The organism is Anaerococcus sp. HMSC075B03 (genome assembly GCF_001815585.1).
Taxonomy (GTDB): Bacteria; Bacillota; Clostridia; order Tissierellales; family Peptoniphilaceae; genus Anaerococcus; species Anaerococcus vaginalis.
Genome location: NZ_KV821167.1, coordinates 1 through 17,972 on the forward strand (window position 1 = coordinate 1; position 17,972 = coordinate 17,972).

Below are 17,972 nucleotides of genomic sequence, written 5' to 3' on the forward strand. Positions count from 1 at the left end.
AAAATATTTTTCAAAAAATAATTTTGGAGAGTTGTATGTAAATCAAATAATAACATTTGGTCCTAAAGTTTCATATTATATGGGAAGTGATGGAAGTGCATCAAAAGTTAGCACAGGTTGGTTTATAAAGGATGGTAAAACATCATATTCTTTTTCTGATGGAAGTATAGCCAAAGGGCATGTAATGATTAATGGCTTAAAATATTATTTTGACAATAATGGATATTTAAAATCAAAAGTTGGCATAGATATTTCAGTTTGGAATGAAATTGTTAATTGGAATGAAATAAAAAAAGCGGGAATAGATTTTGTTATAATTAGATCTTCAGGTTCCTATGCAGCTAATGGAAAACTATATAAAGATAGTAAATTTGATTCACATATAAGAGGAGCTTTAAATGCTGGTTTGCAAGTAGGAATATATCATTATTCACAAGCTATAACAAGAGATGAAGCTATTTTAGAAGCTAGATATGTGGATTCAATAATTAGATCATATAAATCAAAACTTACATTACCAGTAGCATTTGATAGAGAGTTATACTCAGAATCTAATGGATATTATGGAAGAACTTATAAAATTGGAAAAGAAAAAGATGCGGAAGTTTCATTAGCATTTCTTGATGAAATTACAAGATTAGGATATAAAGGCTCATTTTATTCATATACTTCTTATTTAAATAATCAAATTAATATGAATAAAATATCTCCAAAATACCCTGTATGGGTTGCGCAATATAATTATAAATGTGATTATAAAGGTCCTTATACTACATGGCAATATTCATCTCAAGGAAAGGTTAATGGCATAAGAGGCAATGTAGATATGAATATTATGTATGTGTAAATTATACAAATTTTTTATAATTTTAAATAGTAATTAATAAAAAGAGGGGTAACACCTTCTTTTTTATTTTAAATTTCAAATGGCATATAAATTTTTAAAAATAAAAAATTAGAATTAAAACAATTATTATGTCTACTATTAAATTTTATGTGCTTATGATATATTAATAATATGAAAAAATTTTTAAAATTTATTTTTCTTATTTTTTTAGTTGTAATTATTTTTTCATTAGTTAAATCAAGTTCAATTACGGGAGGGGTTGATGATTTGATTGGCCTTGTTTTTAATAAGGAAAAAACTGATGATATGGATGAATTATATAAAAATATTGAAAAACACAAAGATGATAATGAAAAAATTAATTGGCTTTATGAGAATTTTGATAGCTTAACTGACAGCGAAATTTATCTTGTTGGAAATGATATAGATACTTGTGAGTTTGTTTATAATTTGAAAAATGGAATAGTTGATTTTGAATATTATCCTGGTGAAAGTGTAAATTATGGAAGACTTACTCCTTATTTTTTACAATGGGATAATAGGTGGGCCTATAATAAATTGGGAAATTCTAATATTGGATTTGCGGGTTGTGGTCCTACTTCTATGGCTATGGTTTTAAAAAGATTAAATCCAAATTTGGATATTAGTCCTTCAAATATTGCTCAGGATGCTCAATCTTATATGGGAAGTGAAGGCATTGAGTGGAAATTTTTTGCTGATGAGGCTAATAAATATGGCCATAATATTGAAAATATTGAAAATGATAAAGACGCTATGATTAATGCTCTTGACAGGGGAAGTCTTATTGTTTCTGTGAATAAGGGATATTTTACTTTGTTTGGACATATTTTGGTTATTGATTCTTATAAAAATGGAAGATTTGTTATAAATGATCCAAATTCTATGAAAAATTCTGAGAAATCTTGGTCATATAATAGCATCAAAGATCAAATTGCAAATATTTGGTTGGTTTATTAATGGGGTTAGAATGAAAAAACGTATTTCTTATAAATTATTGTTAATTTCAATTATAATTGGTTTATGTGCAGGTCTTATAGTAAGTTTATTTAGACTTTTAATTCCAAAAGTTATGTTTGTAATTTCTAATTTAATAATTTTTGGTCAAAAAAATTTATTAAATGCTATAATTTTTGTTTTTGCATTTTTATTTATTGGTTTTTTGGTTTCGATTTGTGTAAACAAGGAGCCTATGATTGGTGGAAGCGGAATTCCTCAAATTTCTGGGAAATTGAATGATAAATTGGATTATAGTGCCTTGTCTTGTTTGATTAATAAAATTATTGGAGGCTTGCTTGCTATTGGTTCTGGTTTAACTTTGGGAAGGGAAGGTCCTTCTGTTCAAATAGGAGGCTCTCTTGGTGAAGTTATGGCAAATATTTTTAAATTAGATGAAGATTATAAAAAAATAATGATTATTGGCTCATCTGCTTCTGGAATTACGAGTGCTTTTACAGCACCAATTTCTGCTATTGCTTTTGCCCTTGAAGAACTTATGAAAAAAACTTCTCGAATTAATTTTATTTATATAACATCAACAATCATTTCATCAAGCGTTGTAACAAGTTTGATTATAGGAAATGATCCTGTAATAAAAATTAAAAATCATTTAAATTTATCTATGAGATTTTGGATTTATTTGATTTTTTTGGGAATTTTAGTTGGGTTTTCTTCAATTTTATTTAATAAGGGTATTTTATTTGGAAAAAAATTATATAAAAATTTGCCTATTTCTCAAAGTATAAAATCTATAATTCCATTTTTTATCACAAGTATTTTTTTACTTTTTGATAGTAGATTATTGGGAAGTGGAGAAAATTTTATTTCTCTTGCTCAAGGAGATAATTATGAAATTTCAACTTTAATATATTTTTATTTCATGAAATTATTGCTCTTGTTAATTGCTTTTTGCTCTGGAATTCCAGGCGGAATATTTTTTCCTTTGCTTGCTATGGGTTCATTAATTGGAAATTTTTATGGCTGTATTTTATTTGAATTTAATTTAGTTGGCGAAAATGAAATTATAATTTTTTCAATGCTTGCAATGGCAGCTCATTTTGCATCAATTGTTAGAGCACCTTTGACAGGAATGTTTTTGATAATAGAAATGACAGGAGGAAGAATTGATTTTTTCTTGCCAATTATAATTGTAAGTCTTGTGGCTTATCTATTAACAGAAAATTTTAAAAATGAACCAATATATGAATCTCTTCTTGAGATTATGATAAAAAATAAATCATAAATATTTGTAAGATATAAAAGAGCTTTTTGATAGCTCTTTTTTATTTTTGATTTTTAAAATTTTTTTGGGAAATTTGATAGAAATATGTAGATTTGCTTTTATAATTTTTTTTCTTGTGTTATAATTCATCTAAGTAATATTTTGTATAAAATTAGGAATATTTATATAAATATTAATTTTGAAAAGATAGGGGAATAATATGAAAAGAAAACTTAGTTTTAATCAAACTTTATTAGTTGGTTCTTTGTTGTTTGGCTTGTATTTTGGAGCTGGAAATTTGATTTTTCCAATTGAGCTTGGACAAAATTCAGGAACTAATCTTTATAAAGTTGTTTTGGGATTTATAATTAGTGGGGTTGGACTTCCAATTTTGGGAGTTGTTGCAAGTGCTATTTCGAAAAATGATAGTTTGTTTGAAATGGGAAAGACTGTAAATGATAAATTTGCATATTTTTTTACAACAGCTTTGTATTTGACGATTGGACCATTTTTTGCAATTCCAAGAACATCAACTGTAGCTTTTGAAGTTGGAATTGCTCCAAATATTTCTGAAGATAAAATAAAATTATTTTTATTTATTTTTTCATTAATATTTTTCCTTGCTGTCTTAGCTTTTGCTTTAAAACCTGGCAAAGTTATGGATAATATAGGAAAAATTTTGACGCCAACTTTTTTAATTTTATTGTCAGTTTTGGTTATTTTTGCAATCATTAAACCAATGGGAGATTTGGCAAAAAATCAACCTACTGAAATTTACCAAAAAAATCCATTATTTACAGGAATTCTTGATGGATATAACACAATGGATGCTCTTGCAAGTCTTGCTTTTGCAATAATAATTATTTCAAGTATTAGAAAACTTGGAGTAAAAGATTCAAATCAAATTGCTAAAGAAACTTTAAAAAGTGGAGTAATTTGTTTGATTGCTATGAGCGCAGTTTATATTTCTTTATCTTTTATGTCATCATCTTCTGTAAATATAATGAAATTAGGCAATAACGGTGGAAGAATTTTATCTAATATTTCATTTTATTATTTGGGAAATTTCGGCAAGATTTTATTAGCTGCAATAGTAATAGTAGCTTGTTTAAAAACAGCTATTGGACTAATCATTGCCTGCTCTGAAATTTTTATACAAATGTATCCAAATACGCTTTCATACAAAGCTTATGCTGTAGTTTTTACCTTAATATCATTTTTGATAGCAAATTTGGGACTTCAAAAAATAATTAGCTTGTCAATACCGGTGTTGATGTATTTGTATCCGCTTGCAATAGTTTTAATATTTTTATCTTTGGCATATCCAATAATTGGAAAAAACAAGAGAATATTTTCTTTAACTATTTTGTTTACGGCCATATTTTCAATTTTTGATTTGCTTAAAGCTTTGCCAAAAAATATTTCAAGTACAGATTCTATAAGTAGAATTGTAGATTTTGCAAAAAATTATTTACCAGCTTTTGAACTAGGATTTGGTTGGTTGATTCCTGCAATATTTGGAATTATTTTAGGATTATTAATAAGTATTATAAAAAAAGAAAAGATAAAAGAAATAAATTTGTAAAAATTATAAAAAAATTTTACCTTTTTATTAAAATATGATATTATATTTATCAATGGGGGTGAAGTATGGACTGTGTATTTTGTAAGATTGCTGACGGAGAAATACCATCAGATATAATCTATGAAGATCAAAAAGTAATTGCATTTAATGATCTAGATCCACAAGCACCTATCCATTTTCTTGTTATACCAAAAAAACACATAGAAAGTTTGGCTAAATTAGATGAAGAAGATAAGGATATAATTTCTCATATCTTTATGGTTATTAAAAAAATAACACAAGATCTAAACGTAGCAGAAGATGGCTACAGAATAGTCAACAATACAGGAGAAGATGGAGGACAAAGTGTTAAGCACATGCACTTTCATGTTTTAGCACAAAGATCCTTACAATGGCCACCAGGTTGATTTCAAACTTAATTGTGTGATACGAGAGGGGGGATAGAGATGACAGAGATCAAAGTTGGAGAAAACGAATCAATAGATAGTGCAATTAAAAGATTCAAAAGACAATGCGCAAGATCCGGTGTTCTAACAGAATATAGAAAAAGAGAACACTACGAAAAGCCAAGCCTTAAGAGAAAAAAGAAATCTGAGGCAGCAAAGAGAAAAAAAAGAAGAAAATAGTAATTTAAGACCCACTTGGGTCTTTTTTTATTGCGTGTAATTTTTATTTTAAAATAATATGAATTTATTAAGTTAAAATCTTATAATGATTTTATATAAAAAATTTTTATTTTTATATTGTGTTTTACCAATTAAAGTGCTATAATATTAAAAAAATTAATGCTTTTTGAGAGGCTAATTATGCTCATGGCGAATTTATGTAAAATAAGAAAATTTAAAGTAAATTATTTTATCCGAAATTTTGAGGATATTTTTTAGAGTGCCTTTTTGCGATTTTTGCAGGAGGTACTTTTTTTATATTTAAAATTGGATTTTTATTTTTTAGTGTATAATATTATCTTAATTTATTTTGATCGATTTTTATTTTATATAATAATATAAAAATAACTTGAAATCTAAGGGGAAATTTATTTTTAGGAGTTTTGCTTTTTATCTTGGAGCATTTATTTAAAAAATTATTAAAGGAGAAAATTATGAAAAAAATTTATGCTAGCCAAATTTTAGTGATTGTATTTGGCGTTCTTGTTTGTATTTCTACTGTAATTCCTGCGGCAGAATTTTTGGGTCAAGAAATAAATTTATTAAAACCTGATGATAGCTTTGGCTCTGGAATTATCTTGATTGGTCTATCACTTTTGGCAATTCTTTCATGTTTATTGAAGAAAAAAATTCTTACTATTGTATTTTCTGTTTTGAATTTAGCTATAGCTATTTTGCAATATCAATCATTTGAACAATATATGGAATTTGCCACAACAGGTTTTTATCTTATGATTATTGCAAGCGTACTTCTTTTTGCTGGTTCGATTTTTATGGCTATACAAGTTCCTAAAAAAAATAAGCAAGAAATTAAATGAAAAATATTTATTTCCCCTTAGATTAAATAGCTTATTAAAATTTAAAAATTAATAAAATTCTTTTTTGTTTATTTTTATTAAATCAAGAATCTTTTAAGGATCATTTTCTTTTAAAGATTCTTGTTTTTATTTTAAAATTTTCAATTAAATTTAGATTTTCAATTTAAGCTTAATTGTGTTGACTATATTAAGTATTTTTTGTATATTTATAGTATAAAAATTTGAGGAGATATTATGAAATCAAAAAGTGTTTTTAAATCTGTATGTGTGTTTGTAGGATTAGGATTTTTATTAACTATTGTTTGGTTAATGATTTTTTCTATGACAATTACTCCAGATGATGCTGAGATGACAGTAGAACCTTTTAGTGGTGCAAGTGTAATTTTTGGTTTTGCGTGTGCTCTTATTGCAAATTTTATTTATCAATATAATAGCGCTAAGTCTTTGGAGCAAAGAATTTATAGCAATACAAGCAGTCTTGAATCTATAAAAATTAGAAATCGTGATTTAATTGACAAGGCAAATCGTTTGATAGATAAACATCAAAAAAACGAAAAAGAATCTTATATTGATATTGCAAAAGCAAGTTCTATAAAAAAGGAAGAACGTCACGAAAAAAATACTAAAGATCGTTTGAAAACTTATAGCGATGAAGATGTGCTTGTAACAAGTTCTCAAGAATTTGGAAATTTTATTAATGATTTTCCGGAGCTTAGCAATAATCAAAATGTAAAAATTTTATTAGATGAAATTATTAATAGTGAAAATTATTTATCTAATAGCAAAATTGAACTAAATAGGTGCATTGAATCTTACAATAGCTTAATTCATCAATTTCCTTTGGCTTTATTACGTAAACCATTAAAATTTACAGATAAAGAATTTTATCGCGAAGAGGTTCAAATAACAGATGAAATGCTAGGAATTTAATTTTAGAATTTAATAGGCAATAATTAATTCTTCTATTTTTATAGGAGAATTTTTTATTTTAAATTTACAAATTTTATAAAAAAATCCTAAAAATTTGACACTAATTTACAAATGGGCTAGCATAAAATTAGAAGTACATATTTATTGGGGGAACTATGAGAAAAAATAAGAAAAATATTCCTAGTTTTGCCTTGGCTATTATAATTCTATTTGTTTTAATTTTTATTATTAAATTATCTAAGTCAGACAAAAAACCAGAAAAAATCCAGCCTCATCCTGCAAAAAATAGCATGGTTGGATTTAAATCTGATAGGTATTTAAATGATATAGAAAAATTATATGATTCAAATGATACTTTTGCTGATGAAAAGGATAAAGATGATTCTAATGAATTTAAAAATACAAGAGTGACTGATGATTATCTCTATACAAAAATTGAAAAAATAATAGATGATGAAACGGAAGATTTAAAAGGCGATTGGCAAGTTGCTGTTGATACAATTAGTGGAAAATCTAATATATCTATTGAGAAGAGATCTTCTGACGAAAATGATGCACAAGTTGCGGCATCAACAATTAAAATTTTTATAGCACTCGAAACCTATAGGCAAGTTGAAGAAGGAATTTTGGATGAAAAAGATGTGGAAGATGATATTTATTTAATGTTAAGAGATTCCAACAATGAAGCTACAGATAGGCTAATAGATAAAATTGGCGATAATGATATGAAGACTGCATGTTTAAATGTAGGAAGAATGATAAATAAGGTAACTGGAAAAAATAGATGTGCCTTATATACAAAAATGCATGGAAGAGGAAAAGCCAATCTTGTGAATGCAAAAGACCTCAACAAGGCATTGATTGTAATTTATGATGGAGAAATTATTAGCCGTGAGCATTGTGACATAGCAATGAAAGCAATGTCTGAAAATACTACAACATCAAAAATAAAATTATTGGCTGATTTGCCAAAAAAAGCTAAGGGATTAAATAAATCGGGAGAATATCCAGATGGTGGAATAGAAAATGATATAGCTATAATTGATGTTGGCGATAGTGTTTTTGCAATTTCATTTTTGAGTGATTTTGATGAACCAGTAAGTCATGGAGGTAGTCCACAATTTGAATCAATGCATAATTTAGGAAGACGAATTTCTAATGCATTTATAGCATTTGATAAGGATAATTAAAAAATTTAATATGAAAATTAGCCAAAAGAAAAAATCTTTTGGCTTTTTTTGAGAAATTAAAAGTTTATTTTATTAATTGATAAAAAATAATAGACTAAAAATAAAAATTATTATATGATAGTAGCTAGAAAATTTAGGAGTAGTAATGAATAATTTTATGGATGAATTTTTTAGAAGAAAAGAAGATGGTTTTGTCTTTGATTCATATAGTTTTTTGCATTTAATTTTATTTGCCTTTATGGTAATTGTAGCAATTTTATTATATAAATACAGAAGAAAAATCAAAGAAAATAAAAAAATATATAAATATTTAAGATTTATTTTTATTTTTTTGCTGGCATTTCAGCAAATAAGTTTTTTATATTTTATTTGTTTTGTAAGAAAAGATACCATAAATGAGGCCTTGCCCTTATACACTTGTAGGATAAGTATTTATAGTGGATTTTTTGCTCTTATATTTAATTCAAATAATTTAAAAATTCTTACAATTTTTTGGGGACTAATAGGGGGAATTATTGGCTTAATTTTTCCAGATTTAATGCCATATTCATGGCCTCATATTATGTATGTAAATTTCTTTTTGACACATTTTTTAGTATTTTGGGTTTCACTATTTTTCCTAATAGTCGACAAAATTAAAATAAAAAAAGAAAATTTGAAATTTTTATTTATATTTGTAAATGTATTTTTGCTAATAACTGAAATAATAAATTTAAAATTTAATTTAAATTATGCTTATCTTTCTTATAGCCCAGTTTTTACAAATTTATTAAATAAACTACCAGCAATAATTTATTTTTTATTGGCTGCTATTTTATATAATTTTTCTATCTATTTAAATTTTTATATTTTTAAAAAATTAAAACTAATCGAAGTCAACTGATATTATTTTGCAAAATTTTAGCAAAATAATATCAATTGGCTTTTATTTTTTTATCAAAAAGTGTAATATAATATTAGATGTAAGTTTTTGTAATATAATGCAAAGGTTTTTATAATTAAATGGAGGTATTATGAAAGAGTATGGAGTTTTTGATATAATTGGACCAATTATGATAGGACCTTCGTCTTCTCATACAGCAGGAGCTGCAAGAATTGGACAAGTTGCTATATCAATTGTAAAAGATGGTTTTACTAGGGTAGATTTTCATCTTCATGGATCATTTGCTCAAACTTATAAGGGACACGGAACTGACAAGGCACTTCTTGCAGGAGTTTTAGGTTTTAGACCAAATGATAAAAGACTTAGAGATTCATTTAAAATTGCTGACGATGAAGGACTTGAATATCATTTTATAAAAGATGATTTAGGAACAGTTCATCCAAACACTGCAAAAATTGTTTTTTATTATCCAGATGGAACAAAATCATCAGTTACAGGCTCATCAATTGGTGGTGGAAATATAGAAATAATTGAAATTAATGATGTGTCAATTTCCTATAATGGAAAATTCCCAACAATTATTCTAAGATACAAAGAACAAAAAGGCGTAATTTATGAAGTAAGTAAGCTTTTAGCAACTAATGATTACAATATTGAAAGTATGAAAACAGTAAAAGCTGATGATGAAGTAACATTAATTGTTGAATTAAATGAAAAATTAGAAGTAGAAATTATTGACGAGATTATAAATAATAAGAGATATGATTACGCAAATTATATAGAAGGGGTTAGATAATGTTTAGAAAAGCATCTGAAGTTATAGAAGAATGTGAAAGCAGGGGAGTCCACATCAAAGATTTAGTTCTTGAAGAAGAATTAAAATCATCGCAAATCAATAAAGATGATATTTTATTTAATTTGACACAAATGTTTAAGGTTATGGAAGAATCTGCAACAGGAAATTTAAACCATGAAACAAAAACTGCAATGGGTATGATTGATGGATTTGCAAAAAAGATGAATGCCTACTCAAAAGAAGGAAAATCTATTACAGGAAATTTTGTCACAGAGGCGATGGCAATGGCATTTTCAACTCTAGAAATTAGTGCAGCAATGGGAGAAATTGTAGCAAGTCCTACAGCAGGCTCTTCTGGAATTTTGCCAGCAATTTTATATTCTCTAAAAAAACGTGAAGGATTTTCTGATGAAAAAATGGTTGATGCCATGCTAACAGCTATTGGAATTGGAAAAATAATTGGATATTATGGATCTTTTGCAGGGGCTGAAGGCGGTTGCCAAGCAGAAACAGGATCAGGAGCTGCCATGGGAGCAGCTGCAGCATGTTTTCTTTACGATCAAAGCCCAGAAGTTTGTTTTCACGCAGCAAGTTTTGCATTTTTGCATGTGTTAGGTCTTGTTTGTGATCCAATTGCAGGGCTTGTAGAATATCCTTGTACTTTTAGAAACGCATCTGGAGTTGTAAACGCATTTATTTCTGCTGATATGGCAATGGCAGGAATCACAAGCATAGTTCCATTTGATGAAGTATGTAAAGCGGCTGGAGAAGTTGGATCTACTTTACCAGAAGCTTTAAGAGAAACAGGAATAGGCGGAATAGCAGGAACAGAAACAGGAAGAAAAATTAGAAAGAAATTTTTCGCACTTGGAAATGACTCTACAAAAGAAAATAAATAAATTAAATTAGTAGGCTTTTGCCTACTTTTTTTATTGTGATTTTTGGGTATAAATTTTTTGAGAGGAGTTTTTATGAAAATAAATTTTATTAGAGCTTTTGAAGATAATTATATTTGGACAATAGAAAAAGAAAATGAGGTAATTTTAATTGACCCTGGCGAGGAAAATCCTTGTTTTGATTATTTGAAAGATAAAAATTTGTACGCAATTTTATTAACCCACAAACACATGGACCATGTTGGTGGAGTAAAAAAATTAAAGGAAAAATTTAAAGATGTAAGAGTTTATGGTCCGGCTGAAACGAAAAATTTAAATGATATTACTTTAAAAAATAAAGATGAGTTTGAAATTTTTGGATATAAATTTGTAGTTTTAAAAACTAACGGCCATACTGAAGAACATATTTCTTATTTGGTAGATGGAAATTTATTTTGTGGGGATACCATATTTTCTTCGGGTTGTGGAAGAGTTTTTACTGGAGATTATCAAAGTTCTTTTGATTCCGTTCAAAAAATCAAACAATTGGATAAAAATATTTTAATTTATCCAGCTCATGAATACACTATTGATTGCATAGAATCATCAAAAAGAATTATTAAAGATAAAATTATGGATGATGCAATAAGTGAGGCTAAAGAAAAACTTTCAAGATCTCTTCCTAGCCTACCAACAAATGTTGAAAAAGAATTTTTAATCAATCCGTTTTTTATGGCAAAAAATTTAGAAGAGTTCAAGGAATTTATAAAAATTAAAAATTGACATATTTTTTCAAAAAATTTATAATACTAAAAGGGAATGAGGTTCTCCCTTAGATTATTTCTAAAACCGCATTTTGCTGATGACTTCTGTTACTTATTTGGGGACAGATTTCATCAGTTTTTTTGTCCCAAAAAGGAGGATTTATGTTAGTTTCTTTTGGTCTAATTATTATTTTTGGATTAATATTTGGATTTTTTTGTAAAAAATTAAAAATACCTGCTCTAATTGGTATGCTTTTTACTGGAATTATTTTAGGACCTTTCGTTTTAAATTTAATTGATTCAAAGACTTTGAATATTTCATCAGAGCTTAGGCAAATTGCCTTGATTGTAATTTTAATTAAAGCTGGTCTTTCTTTGGATATTTCTGATTTAAAAAGAATAGGAAAATCTGCAATTTTATTGTCATTTTTGCCTGCAAGTTTTGAAATATTAGCTTATTTTATTTTTGCAAGAATATTTTTCAAAATAAGAAGTGTAGATGCACTTTTAATGGGTTCGGTTCTTGCAGCTGTTTCGCCAGCTGTTGTTGTGCCAAGAATGGTAAAATTAATTGAAGAAAAAAGGGGCGTTGAAAAATCAATCCCACAAATGATTCTTGCTGGTGCATCTTGTGATGATATATTTGTTCTTGTTTTGTTTTCATCATTTTTGTCAATGGCAAAGGGAGAAGATGTAAGTTTGGTTTCTTTGGCAAATGTTCCAATTTCTATAATTTTGGGAATTATTGTAGGAGCTATTATTGGCTATATTTTATATATCGTTTTTGAATTTTTTTATAAAAAAGGCGATATGATAAGAAATTCTACTAAGCTTATAATAATTCTTGCTATTTCATTTTTGTTAGTTGCAATGGAAAATGTATTAAAAGATAAAATTGCTTTTTCATCTCTTTTGGCAGTTATAGCTATGAGTTGCATTTTCAAAATTAAGGCAAATGATGAAGTTTCTTTAAGACTTTCAGAAAAGTTTGGAAAATTGTGGATTTTTGCAGAAGTTTTATTATTTGTTTTGGTTGGAGCTGAAGTTAATATTTTATATATAACAAAACTTGGATTTACTTCGATTATTATGATTTTTTTGGCGCTTATTATTAGGTCTTTGGGAACTTTGCTTTCAATTTCTGGCTCAAATTTAAATAAAAAAGAAAAATTATTTACAGTTTTTTCTTATATGCCAAAGGCAACCGTTCAAGCAGCTATTGGAGCAGTTCCACTTGCAAATGGACTTTCTAGTGGAGAAATAATTTTATCGATGGCAGTTTTGGGAATTTTAATTACAGCTCCTATTGGTGCAATATTTATTGATAATTTTAACCAAAAATTATTAGATTGAAAGACATATTTTTGATAAAATATCAGTATATTATATAAAAACAGAGGAAAAAATGAGTGAAATTGAATTTGAAAAAATAAAATTGGATAATGGCGAGACCATGGCTTATAGGCATGTGGGCTGTGGAGAAAATAAAGTTATTTTGATTCACGGTTTTCAATCATCTTCCCAATTTTTTGAAGATTTATTGGAAGGTCTTGATGAAAACATTGAAGTATTTGCTCCAGATTTAATTGGATACGGGGAAAGCTCTTATGAAAATAAGCACAAGGAAATGAAAGAGTGGGCAGAGGATTTGAAATATTTTGCTGATTCTTTGGATATAGATAATTTTTCTCTTGTAGGCTGGTCTTTGGGAGGACTAGTTGCCATGGATTTTGCAGGAATATTTCCTGAAAAAATAAAGCAATTAATTTTGATAGCTTCTGTTGGAGTTAAGGGTTTTGTTATGCCAAAAGATAAAGATATAAATGATGATGATAAAAAATTAAAACTTCCTAATCTTTTGAAAAATTTTAACATCAAACACGATCATTCTTTTACGGTTCCTATTTTAAATGGAATAAAAGATAAGGATATTGATTTTTTTGAAGATTTATTTAGGCAAACAATTTATAATGTCAACGATCCAAATCCTGATGATTTAAGGAAAATGGCTGAAGATTTTCTAAAACAAAGGTGTTTTTTGGAATCGCTCCTTGCTATGGTAACCTACAATAACACAAAGGAAAAGGGAAGTGGCTTGATTGAAAAAATAAATAAAAAAGTCACATGGATTCATGGAAACAAAGATATGGTTATACCAATTGACGATGCTTTAGAAAGTATTGAATATTTTCCAAACAAGGTTAATTTCATAAAATTTGAAAATTCTGGTCATGCTGTATTTGTAGATGAAAAAGAAAAATTTGTAGAAATTTTTGAAGATTTGATAAAAAATGAAAATTAAATATTTAATAATTTATTTTATATTTGTTTCCTTAATTTCAATTTTTCTTGTGATTTATGATAAAATTGCTTCAAAAAAATTTAAAAGGAATAGAATAAGGGAAAATATTCTTTTGCTATTTGCCTTTATGGGAGGAGCGTTTTTTATGTATATTACTATGAAATTAATTCATCATAAAACTCGTCACAAAAAATTTATGATAGGCATTCCAATTTTTATAGGATTACATATTTTTCTTGGATTTTATTTATTTAATAGAATTTAAAATAAAATTATTTAAATGCGGCAATTATTTGTCGCTTTTAAATTGTCAAATAGGGTAAGAATAAGTTAATGTATAAAGGAGAAAATGATGAAAGAGTATGTAGATTTGTACGATAATTTTAGAAATAAAACTGGAGAAATTATAGAAAGAAGAGATATTGTGCCAAGAGGTCTTTATCGACTTATCATCCATGTTTTAATTTTTGATAGAAAGGGAAGACTTTTGATTCAAAAAAGAAGCAAAATAAAAAAATCTTGGCCAAATTTATGGGATTTGACAGTCTCTGGAGCTGTATCAAGTGGAGAAAGTTCACAACTAGCTGCATCTAGAGAGTTATTTGAAGAGCTTGGAATAAAATATGATTTTTCAAAATCTTATCCAAATATTTCGGTAAATACTGGATTTAGAATTGATGATGTCTTTATAATAAGTAATAAAAATATAGATTTAAATAAATTAAAATTGCAAAAAGAAGAAGTTTCTGATGCAAAATTTGTAAGTTTAAATGAGCTAATTAAAATTATTGACGAAAAAGAATTTGTTCCTTATCAAAAAGATTATATTAATTTGCTATTTTATTTAAGAAATAATTCGAATTTATTTGTTAATGATTAAATAATTAAGAATTATTATCATTTTCCACGCAAAGGTGTATAATAATTTTATAAATCCGAGTAAATAGCTAGGAATAAAATTTTTAGGGAGGAATAATGAAAGACAGTAAAATAATTTTAGTTGGCGATGGAGCTGTAGGAAGTTCTTTTGCTTATGCCTCTACAATTCTTGGTATTGGAAGAGAATTGGGAATTATAGATATAAATGAAAAAAAAGCAGAAGGAGATGCCATGGATCTTTCCGATGTGCTTTCTTTTACAAATCCAAAACACATTTACAAGGCAGATTATAGCGATTGTAAAGATGCAGAAGTAGTAGTTATTACTGCTGGAATTCCACAAAAATCTGGAGAATCTAGACTTGATTTAATAGAAAAAAATCTTAAAATCTTTAAAGATATGATTGGACAAATTGTAGATAGCGGTTTTGATGGAATATTTTTAGTCGCATCAAATCCAGTTGACATTTTGACTTATGCAACTTGGAAATATTCAAAATTTCCAGCAAATAAAGTTATAGGCACAGGAACTACTCTTGATTCTTCAAGATTTAAAAAAGAAATTGCAAATTTAATAGGAATTGACCCAAGAAGCGTTGAAGCTTTTATAATGGGAGAACATGGAGATAGCGAATTTGCAGTTTGGTCACACACAAATGTAGGCGGTATGCCTTTGTACGAATGGGTTAAAAGCCACAGCGAAACTGACGAAAAAGAACTCTTAGATACTTTTGAAAAAGTAAAAAATGCAGCTTACGAAATAATTGATAAAAAAGGAGCAACTTTTTACGGAATAGGCATGGCACTTGCTAGACTTGTTGAAGCAATTATAAATGATCAAAATTCTGTATTTTCTACTTCATCATATCTTGATGGGGAATATGGTTTAGAAGATATTTTTATTGGAGCTCCATCAGTTATTGGAAAAAATGGAGTAAAATGGGTCCTTGAAGTGCCACTTACTGATACAGAAGATGAAAGAATGAAAGAAAGTGCAAAAACATTAAAAGAAATAATAAATAAATCAAATATATAGAAAGAGGACTGTTGCAGGATTATTATTTATAATTTTGTAACAGTTTTTTATAATTGAAAATATTTAAATTGGGTAATAAAAGTATGAACAATTTAAAAAAAGGAAGGCTAAAATGGCAGATATAAATAAAATAAAAGAAATGGAAGAAATTCTAAACAAAAACACCAAAGAAGTAGAAGATTTTAGAAAGGCACTTGAAAAATTTAAGAACAGCCAAAAAGATTATAAAAAATTATCCGATTATTATTCGTCAGAAGAATATATGAAAGACTTAGAAGAATCAAATCAAGGAAAAATTGATCCGGAAATTAGCCAAGGAATTTTTTCAGAAGATTTGGTTTATGATCTATTAGGAGATAATTATTATTTGGCAGTTGATATGCTTGAGCTTGCAACAGAAATAATAAAAAATAATTAAAAAAAATCCCTCAGCTTTTTAAAATTTTTACTGGCAAAGCCAATAAGAAAAATATAAAAGCTAGGGGATTTAATTTTATTATCTTCTAACAGCTTTTACAATCGCAGAAACCAAAACTATTGACATAATAGCTTCTGGAAGTCCGTTTGTAATTATTGCGCCAAAAATTGTACTCCTTGCAGCCTCAACAGAAATACCCAAGGCTGTTACATATTTTTCTGCATAAAACAAATAAATAAAGCCCATAACAAAAAGAGTATTAGTCATTGTTCCAACAAAAGATGCAATAGCTACAGAAAGATTTGAATTTTTATTTTTATAAGTTAAATAAAGCATACAAATAGCAATTATAGTTATTACTATAGAAATTACAATTTGATATATTTTTGCTTGATGAGTTAAATTATAAAATACCAAATAAATTAAAAATCCTGTAAGAATTGTCCACAAAATCAAAGAAATTTTTCTGATTTTTTCATTATTTTTGTCTTTTAATCCTTTAAAAGTAAGTCCTGCAAAAATTCCTATTAAAATTCTTGGCAAAACTGAAATTATTGGATTATAAAAAACAAATGAAATTGGACCAGGTCTAAGCATAGCATTTGCTATCGAAGATAGACCAAAAATAAATCCCACAAGACCACCAACGATTGGTCCTTCCAAAATTGCAGCTATAATAACTGGTATGTGCATGGTCGTAATATTAATTAGACCTAGGGGAATGTATCCCATCGGAGTGAATCCTAAAACCATAGTGATTGCTCCAAGCATAGCAACAGTTACCATTTTACGAGTTTTTTCTTTATTATTCATATTACCTCCTGATACAACTCCTTTCGGATGTCGTTCATTATATAATTATTATATACCAAAAAAATAAAATGTCTAAAAATTAACTAAGAAGTTTGCGAAAATCATTTTTGAAACAATAAGAAATAAAATGAAAAAATTAAAAATAAAAAAACGCAGATAAAAATCTGCGTTAAATTTGGTGCGCCATCAGGGATTCGAACCCTGGACACCCTGATTAAGAGTCAGGTGCTCTACCAACTGAGCTAATGGCACTAACTTGCTGACTTATTAATAATACCATCTTATAATTTTTTTGTCAACAAGGGGAAATTTTTAATAGTGAAATTATAAATCTTTTTGTTTTAATTTCATTATTAAGTTTGTATATGCTATAATGTGTAGTGGATGTTTACTTGGGACCCATCCGAAAAAAATCAAGGAGGTATTTATGTCTAGTCAAGGATATAATTTTAAGGATACAAATTTTTTAGTTAAGTCAGCTGCGATCGCGGCTTTGTATGCAATAATCACTTTAATGTTCCCATCTCTTGCGTACGGACCTATCCAATTACGTTTTAGTGAAATTTTAGTTCTTTTGGTTTTTTATAACAAAAGATTTATTCCGGGACTTTTATTGGGATGTTTTTTGGCTAATTTTGCGTCTGATATTGCTGTGTTTGATGTGATTTTTGGAACTTTCGCATCTTTTTTGGCTTTTATGATGATTATTAGACAAAAAAATTTGTTCATAGCATCTTTGTTTCCAGTTTTATCTATGGTTATTCCAGCTATTGGAACTTATATTTTGTTAGATTCATCAACTGCTTTCATTATTATGCTTGGACAATTTATGATGAGTGAATTTATTGTTGTATCTGTAATTGGCATTTTTATTTTTAAAATTTTAGAAAATAATTCTGCTTTTATGAATATGATTAAAAATTTCTAAGAAAA

At 27.3% G+C, this 17,972-nt stretch carries 21 protein-coding genes, 1 tRNA gene and 1 riboswitch; of the genes, 20 read left to right on the forward strand and 2 right to left on the reverse strand.

Features of this window, described 5'->3' with window-relative positions:
- From HMPREF3045_RS01480 to HMPREF3045_RS01570, 19 genes are all read left to right on the forward strand, one after another.
- Nucleotides 1–847 (forward strand): glycoside hydrolase family 25 protein (locus tag HMPREF3045_RS01480; RefSeq protein ID WP_306807249.1); only part of this gene is annotated, 847 nt, incomplete at its 5' end.
- 171 nt (nucleotides 848–1,018) lie between these two features.
- A complete protein-coding gene (locus HMPREF3045_RS01485) occupies nucleotides 1,019–1,825 on the forward strand; it encodes a C39 family peptidase (RefSeq protein ID WP_070736847.1) in 807 nt (268 codons plus the stop codon).
- 10 nt (nucleotides 1,826–1,835) lie between these two features.
- Nucleotides 1,836–3,107 carry a ClC family H(+)/Cl(-) exchange transporter gene (locus HMPREF3045_RS01490; RefSeq protein ID WP_070736848.1) on the forward strand — a complete coding sequence of 424 codons (1,272 nt, stop codon included), beginning with the start codon at nucleotides 1,836–1,838 and terminating at the stop codon, nucleotides 3,105–3,107.
- Nucleotides 3,108–3,306: 199 nt separating this feature from the next.
- Nucleotides 3,307–4,671 (forward strand): branched-chain amino acid transport system II carrier protein, encoded by a 1,365-nt coding sequence (gene brnQ / locus HMPREF3045_RS01495; RefSeq protein ID WP_070736849.1) that lies wholly within the window; start codon nucleotides 3,307–3,309, stop codon nucleotides 4,669–4,671.
- Nucleotides 4,672–4,736: 65 nt separating this feature from the next.
- The gene (locus HMPREF3045_RS01500) at nucleotides 4,737–5,078 is read left to right on the forward strand and encodes a histidine triad nucleotide-binding protein (RefSeq protein WP_004838986.1); all 342 of its coding nucleotides are present in this window, start codon (nucleotides 4,737–4,739) and stop codon (nucleotides 5,076–5,078) included.
- Between the two features lie 39 nt (nucleotides 5,079–5,117).
- The gene (gene rpsU / locus HMPREF3045_RS01505) at nucleotides 5,118–5,297 is read left to right on the forward strand and encodes a 30S ribosomal protein S21 (protein ID WP_004838985.1); all 180 of its coding nucleotides are present in this window, start codon (nucleotides 5,118–5,120) and stop codon (nucleotides 5,295–5,297) included.
- 473 nt (nucleotides 5,298–5,770) lie between these two features.
- On the forward strand, nucleotides 5,771–6,154 hold the full coding sequence (locus tag HMPREF3045_RS01510) for a hypothetical protein (RefSeq protein WP_004838984.1): 384 nt from the start codon (nucleotides 5,771–5,773) through the stop codon (nucleotides 6,152–6,154).
- Between the two features lie 234 nt (nucleotides 6,155–6,388).
- Nucleotides 6,389–7,084, forward strand: a complete 696-nt coding sequence (locus HMPREF3045_RS01515) for a LemA family protein (protein WP_070736850.1) — start codon at nucleotides 6,389–6,391, stop codon at nucleotides 7,082–7,084.
- A 155-nt stretch (nucleotides 7,085–7,239) separates the two neighbouring features.
- Nucleotides 7,240–8,274 (forward strand): serine hydrolase, encoded by a 1,035-nt coding sequence (locus HMPREF3045_RS01520; protein WP_218970136.1) that lies wholly within the window; start codon nucleotides 7,240–7,242, stop codon nucleotides 8,272–8,274.
- A 145-nt stretch (nucleotides 8,275–8,419) separates the two neighbouring features.
- Entirely contained in the window at nucleotides 8,420–9,157 is a 738-nt protein-coding gene (locus HMPREF3045_RS01525; protein WP_070736851.1) for a YwaF family protein, read from the forward strand.
- Nucleotides 9,158–9,287: 130 nt separating this feature from the next.
- The gene (gene sdaAB / locus HMPREF3045_RS01530) at nucleotides 9,288–9,953 is read left to right on the forward strand and encodes an L-serine ammonia-lyase, iron-sulfur-dependent subunit beta (protein ID WP_070604991.1); all 666 of its coding nucleotides are present in this window, start codon (nucleotides 9,288–9,290) and stop codon (nucleotides 9,951–9,953) included.
- Complete coding sequence (gene sdaAA, locus HMPREF3045_RS01535) at nucleotides 9,953–10,852, forward strand: L-serine ammonia-lyase, iron-sulfur-dependent, subunit alpha (protein WP_004838979.1); 900 nt, start codon at nucleotides 9,953–9,955, stop codon at nucleotides 10,850–10,852. Before sdaAB ends, sdaAA begins: the two co-directional genes overlap by 1 nt.
- A gap of 72 nt (nucleotides 10,853–10,924) precedes the next feature.
- The gene (gloB, locus tag HMPREF3045_RS01540; protein WP_070736852.1) at nucleotides 10,925–11,611 is read left to right on the forward strand and encodes a hydroxyacylglutathione hydrolase; all 687 of its coding nucleotides are present in this window, start codon (nucleotides 10,925–10,927) and stop codon (nucleotides 11,609–11,611) included.
- 23 nt (nucleotides 11,612–11,634) lie between these two features.
- A riboswitch (Fluoride riboswitch) is annotated at nucleotides 11,635–11,707 on the forward strand.
- Nucleotides 11,708–11,754: 47 nt separating this feature from the next.
- Entirely contained in the window at nucleotides 11,755–12,945 is a 1,191-nt protein-coding gene (locus tag HMPREF3045_RS01545; protein ID WP_070736853.1) for a cation:proton antiporter, read from the forward strand.
- Between the two features lie 52 nt (nucleotides 12,946–12,997).
- Nucleotides 12,998–13,894, forward strand: coding sequence for an alpha/beta fold hydrolase (locus tag HMPREF3045_RS01550; protein WP_070736854.1), 897 nt, complete (start codon nucleotides 12,998–13,000; stop codon nucleotides 13,892–13,894).
- Complete coding sequence (locus HMPREF3045_RS01555) at nucleotides 13,884–14,159, forward strand: DUF1294 domain-containing protein (protein WP_019117542.1); 276 nt, start codon at nucleotides 13,884–13,886, stop codon at nucleotides 14,157–14,159. The genes HMPREF3045_RS01550 and HMPREF3045_RS01555 overlap by 11 nt, the downstream gene beginning before the upstream one ends.
- 87 nt (nucleotides 14,160–14,246) lie before the next feature.
- Nucleotides 14,247–14,774: an NUDIX hydrolase gene (locus HMPREF3045_RS01560; RefSeq protein WP_070736855.1), complete on the forward strand. Its 528-nt coding sequence runs from the start codon at nucleotides 14,247–14,249 to the stop codon at nucleotides 14,772–14,774.
- Between the two features lie 95 nt (nucleotides 14,775–14,869).
- Nucleotides 14,870–15,808, forward strand: a complete 939-nt coding sequence (locus tag HMPREF3045_RS01565) for an L-lactate dehydrogenase (RefSeq protein WP_019117544.1) — start codon at nucleotides 14,870–14,872, stop codon at nucleotides 15,806–15,808.
- Between the two features lie 112 nt (nucleotides 15,809–15,920).
- Nucleotides 15,921–16,226 carry a DUF4298 domain-containing protein gene (locus tag HMPREF3045_RS01570; RefSeq protein WP_019117545.1) on the forward strand — a complete coding sequence of 102 codons (306 nt, stop codon included), beginning with the start codon at nucleotides 15,921–15,923 and terminating at the stop codon, nucleotides 16,224–16,226.
- A 78-nt stretch (nucleotides 16,227–16,304) separates the two neighbouring features.
- On the opposite strand, the gene HMPREF3045_RS01575 is transcribed toward HMPREF3045_RS01570, so the two are convergent.
- Together HMPREF3045_RS01575 and HMPREF3045_RS01580 are read right to left on the reverse strand one after the other, a co-directional pair.
- A complete protein-coding gene (locus tag HMPREF3045_RS01575) occupies nucleotides 16,305–17,039 on the reverse strand; it encodes an ECF transporter S component (protein WP_070736856.1) in 735 nt (244 codons plus the stop codon).
- A 176-nt stretch (nucleotides 17,040–17,215) separates the two neighbouring features.
- A tRNA-Lys gene (locus tag HMPREF3045_RS01580) sits at nucleotides 17,216–17,291 on the reverse strand.
- A 175-nt stretch (nucleotides 17,292–17,466) separates the two neighbouring features.
- Between HMPREF3045_RS01580 and HMPREF3045_RS01585 the strand changes: the two genes are divergently transcribed.
- On the forward strand, nucleotides 17,467–17,967 hold the full coding sequence (locus HMPREF3045_RS01585; protein WP_004838970.1) for a QueT transporter family protein: 501 nt from the start codon (nucleotides 17,467–17,469) through the stop codon (nucleotides 17,965–17,967).
- Nucleotides 17,968–17,972 lie beyond the last annotated feature (5 nt).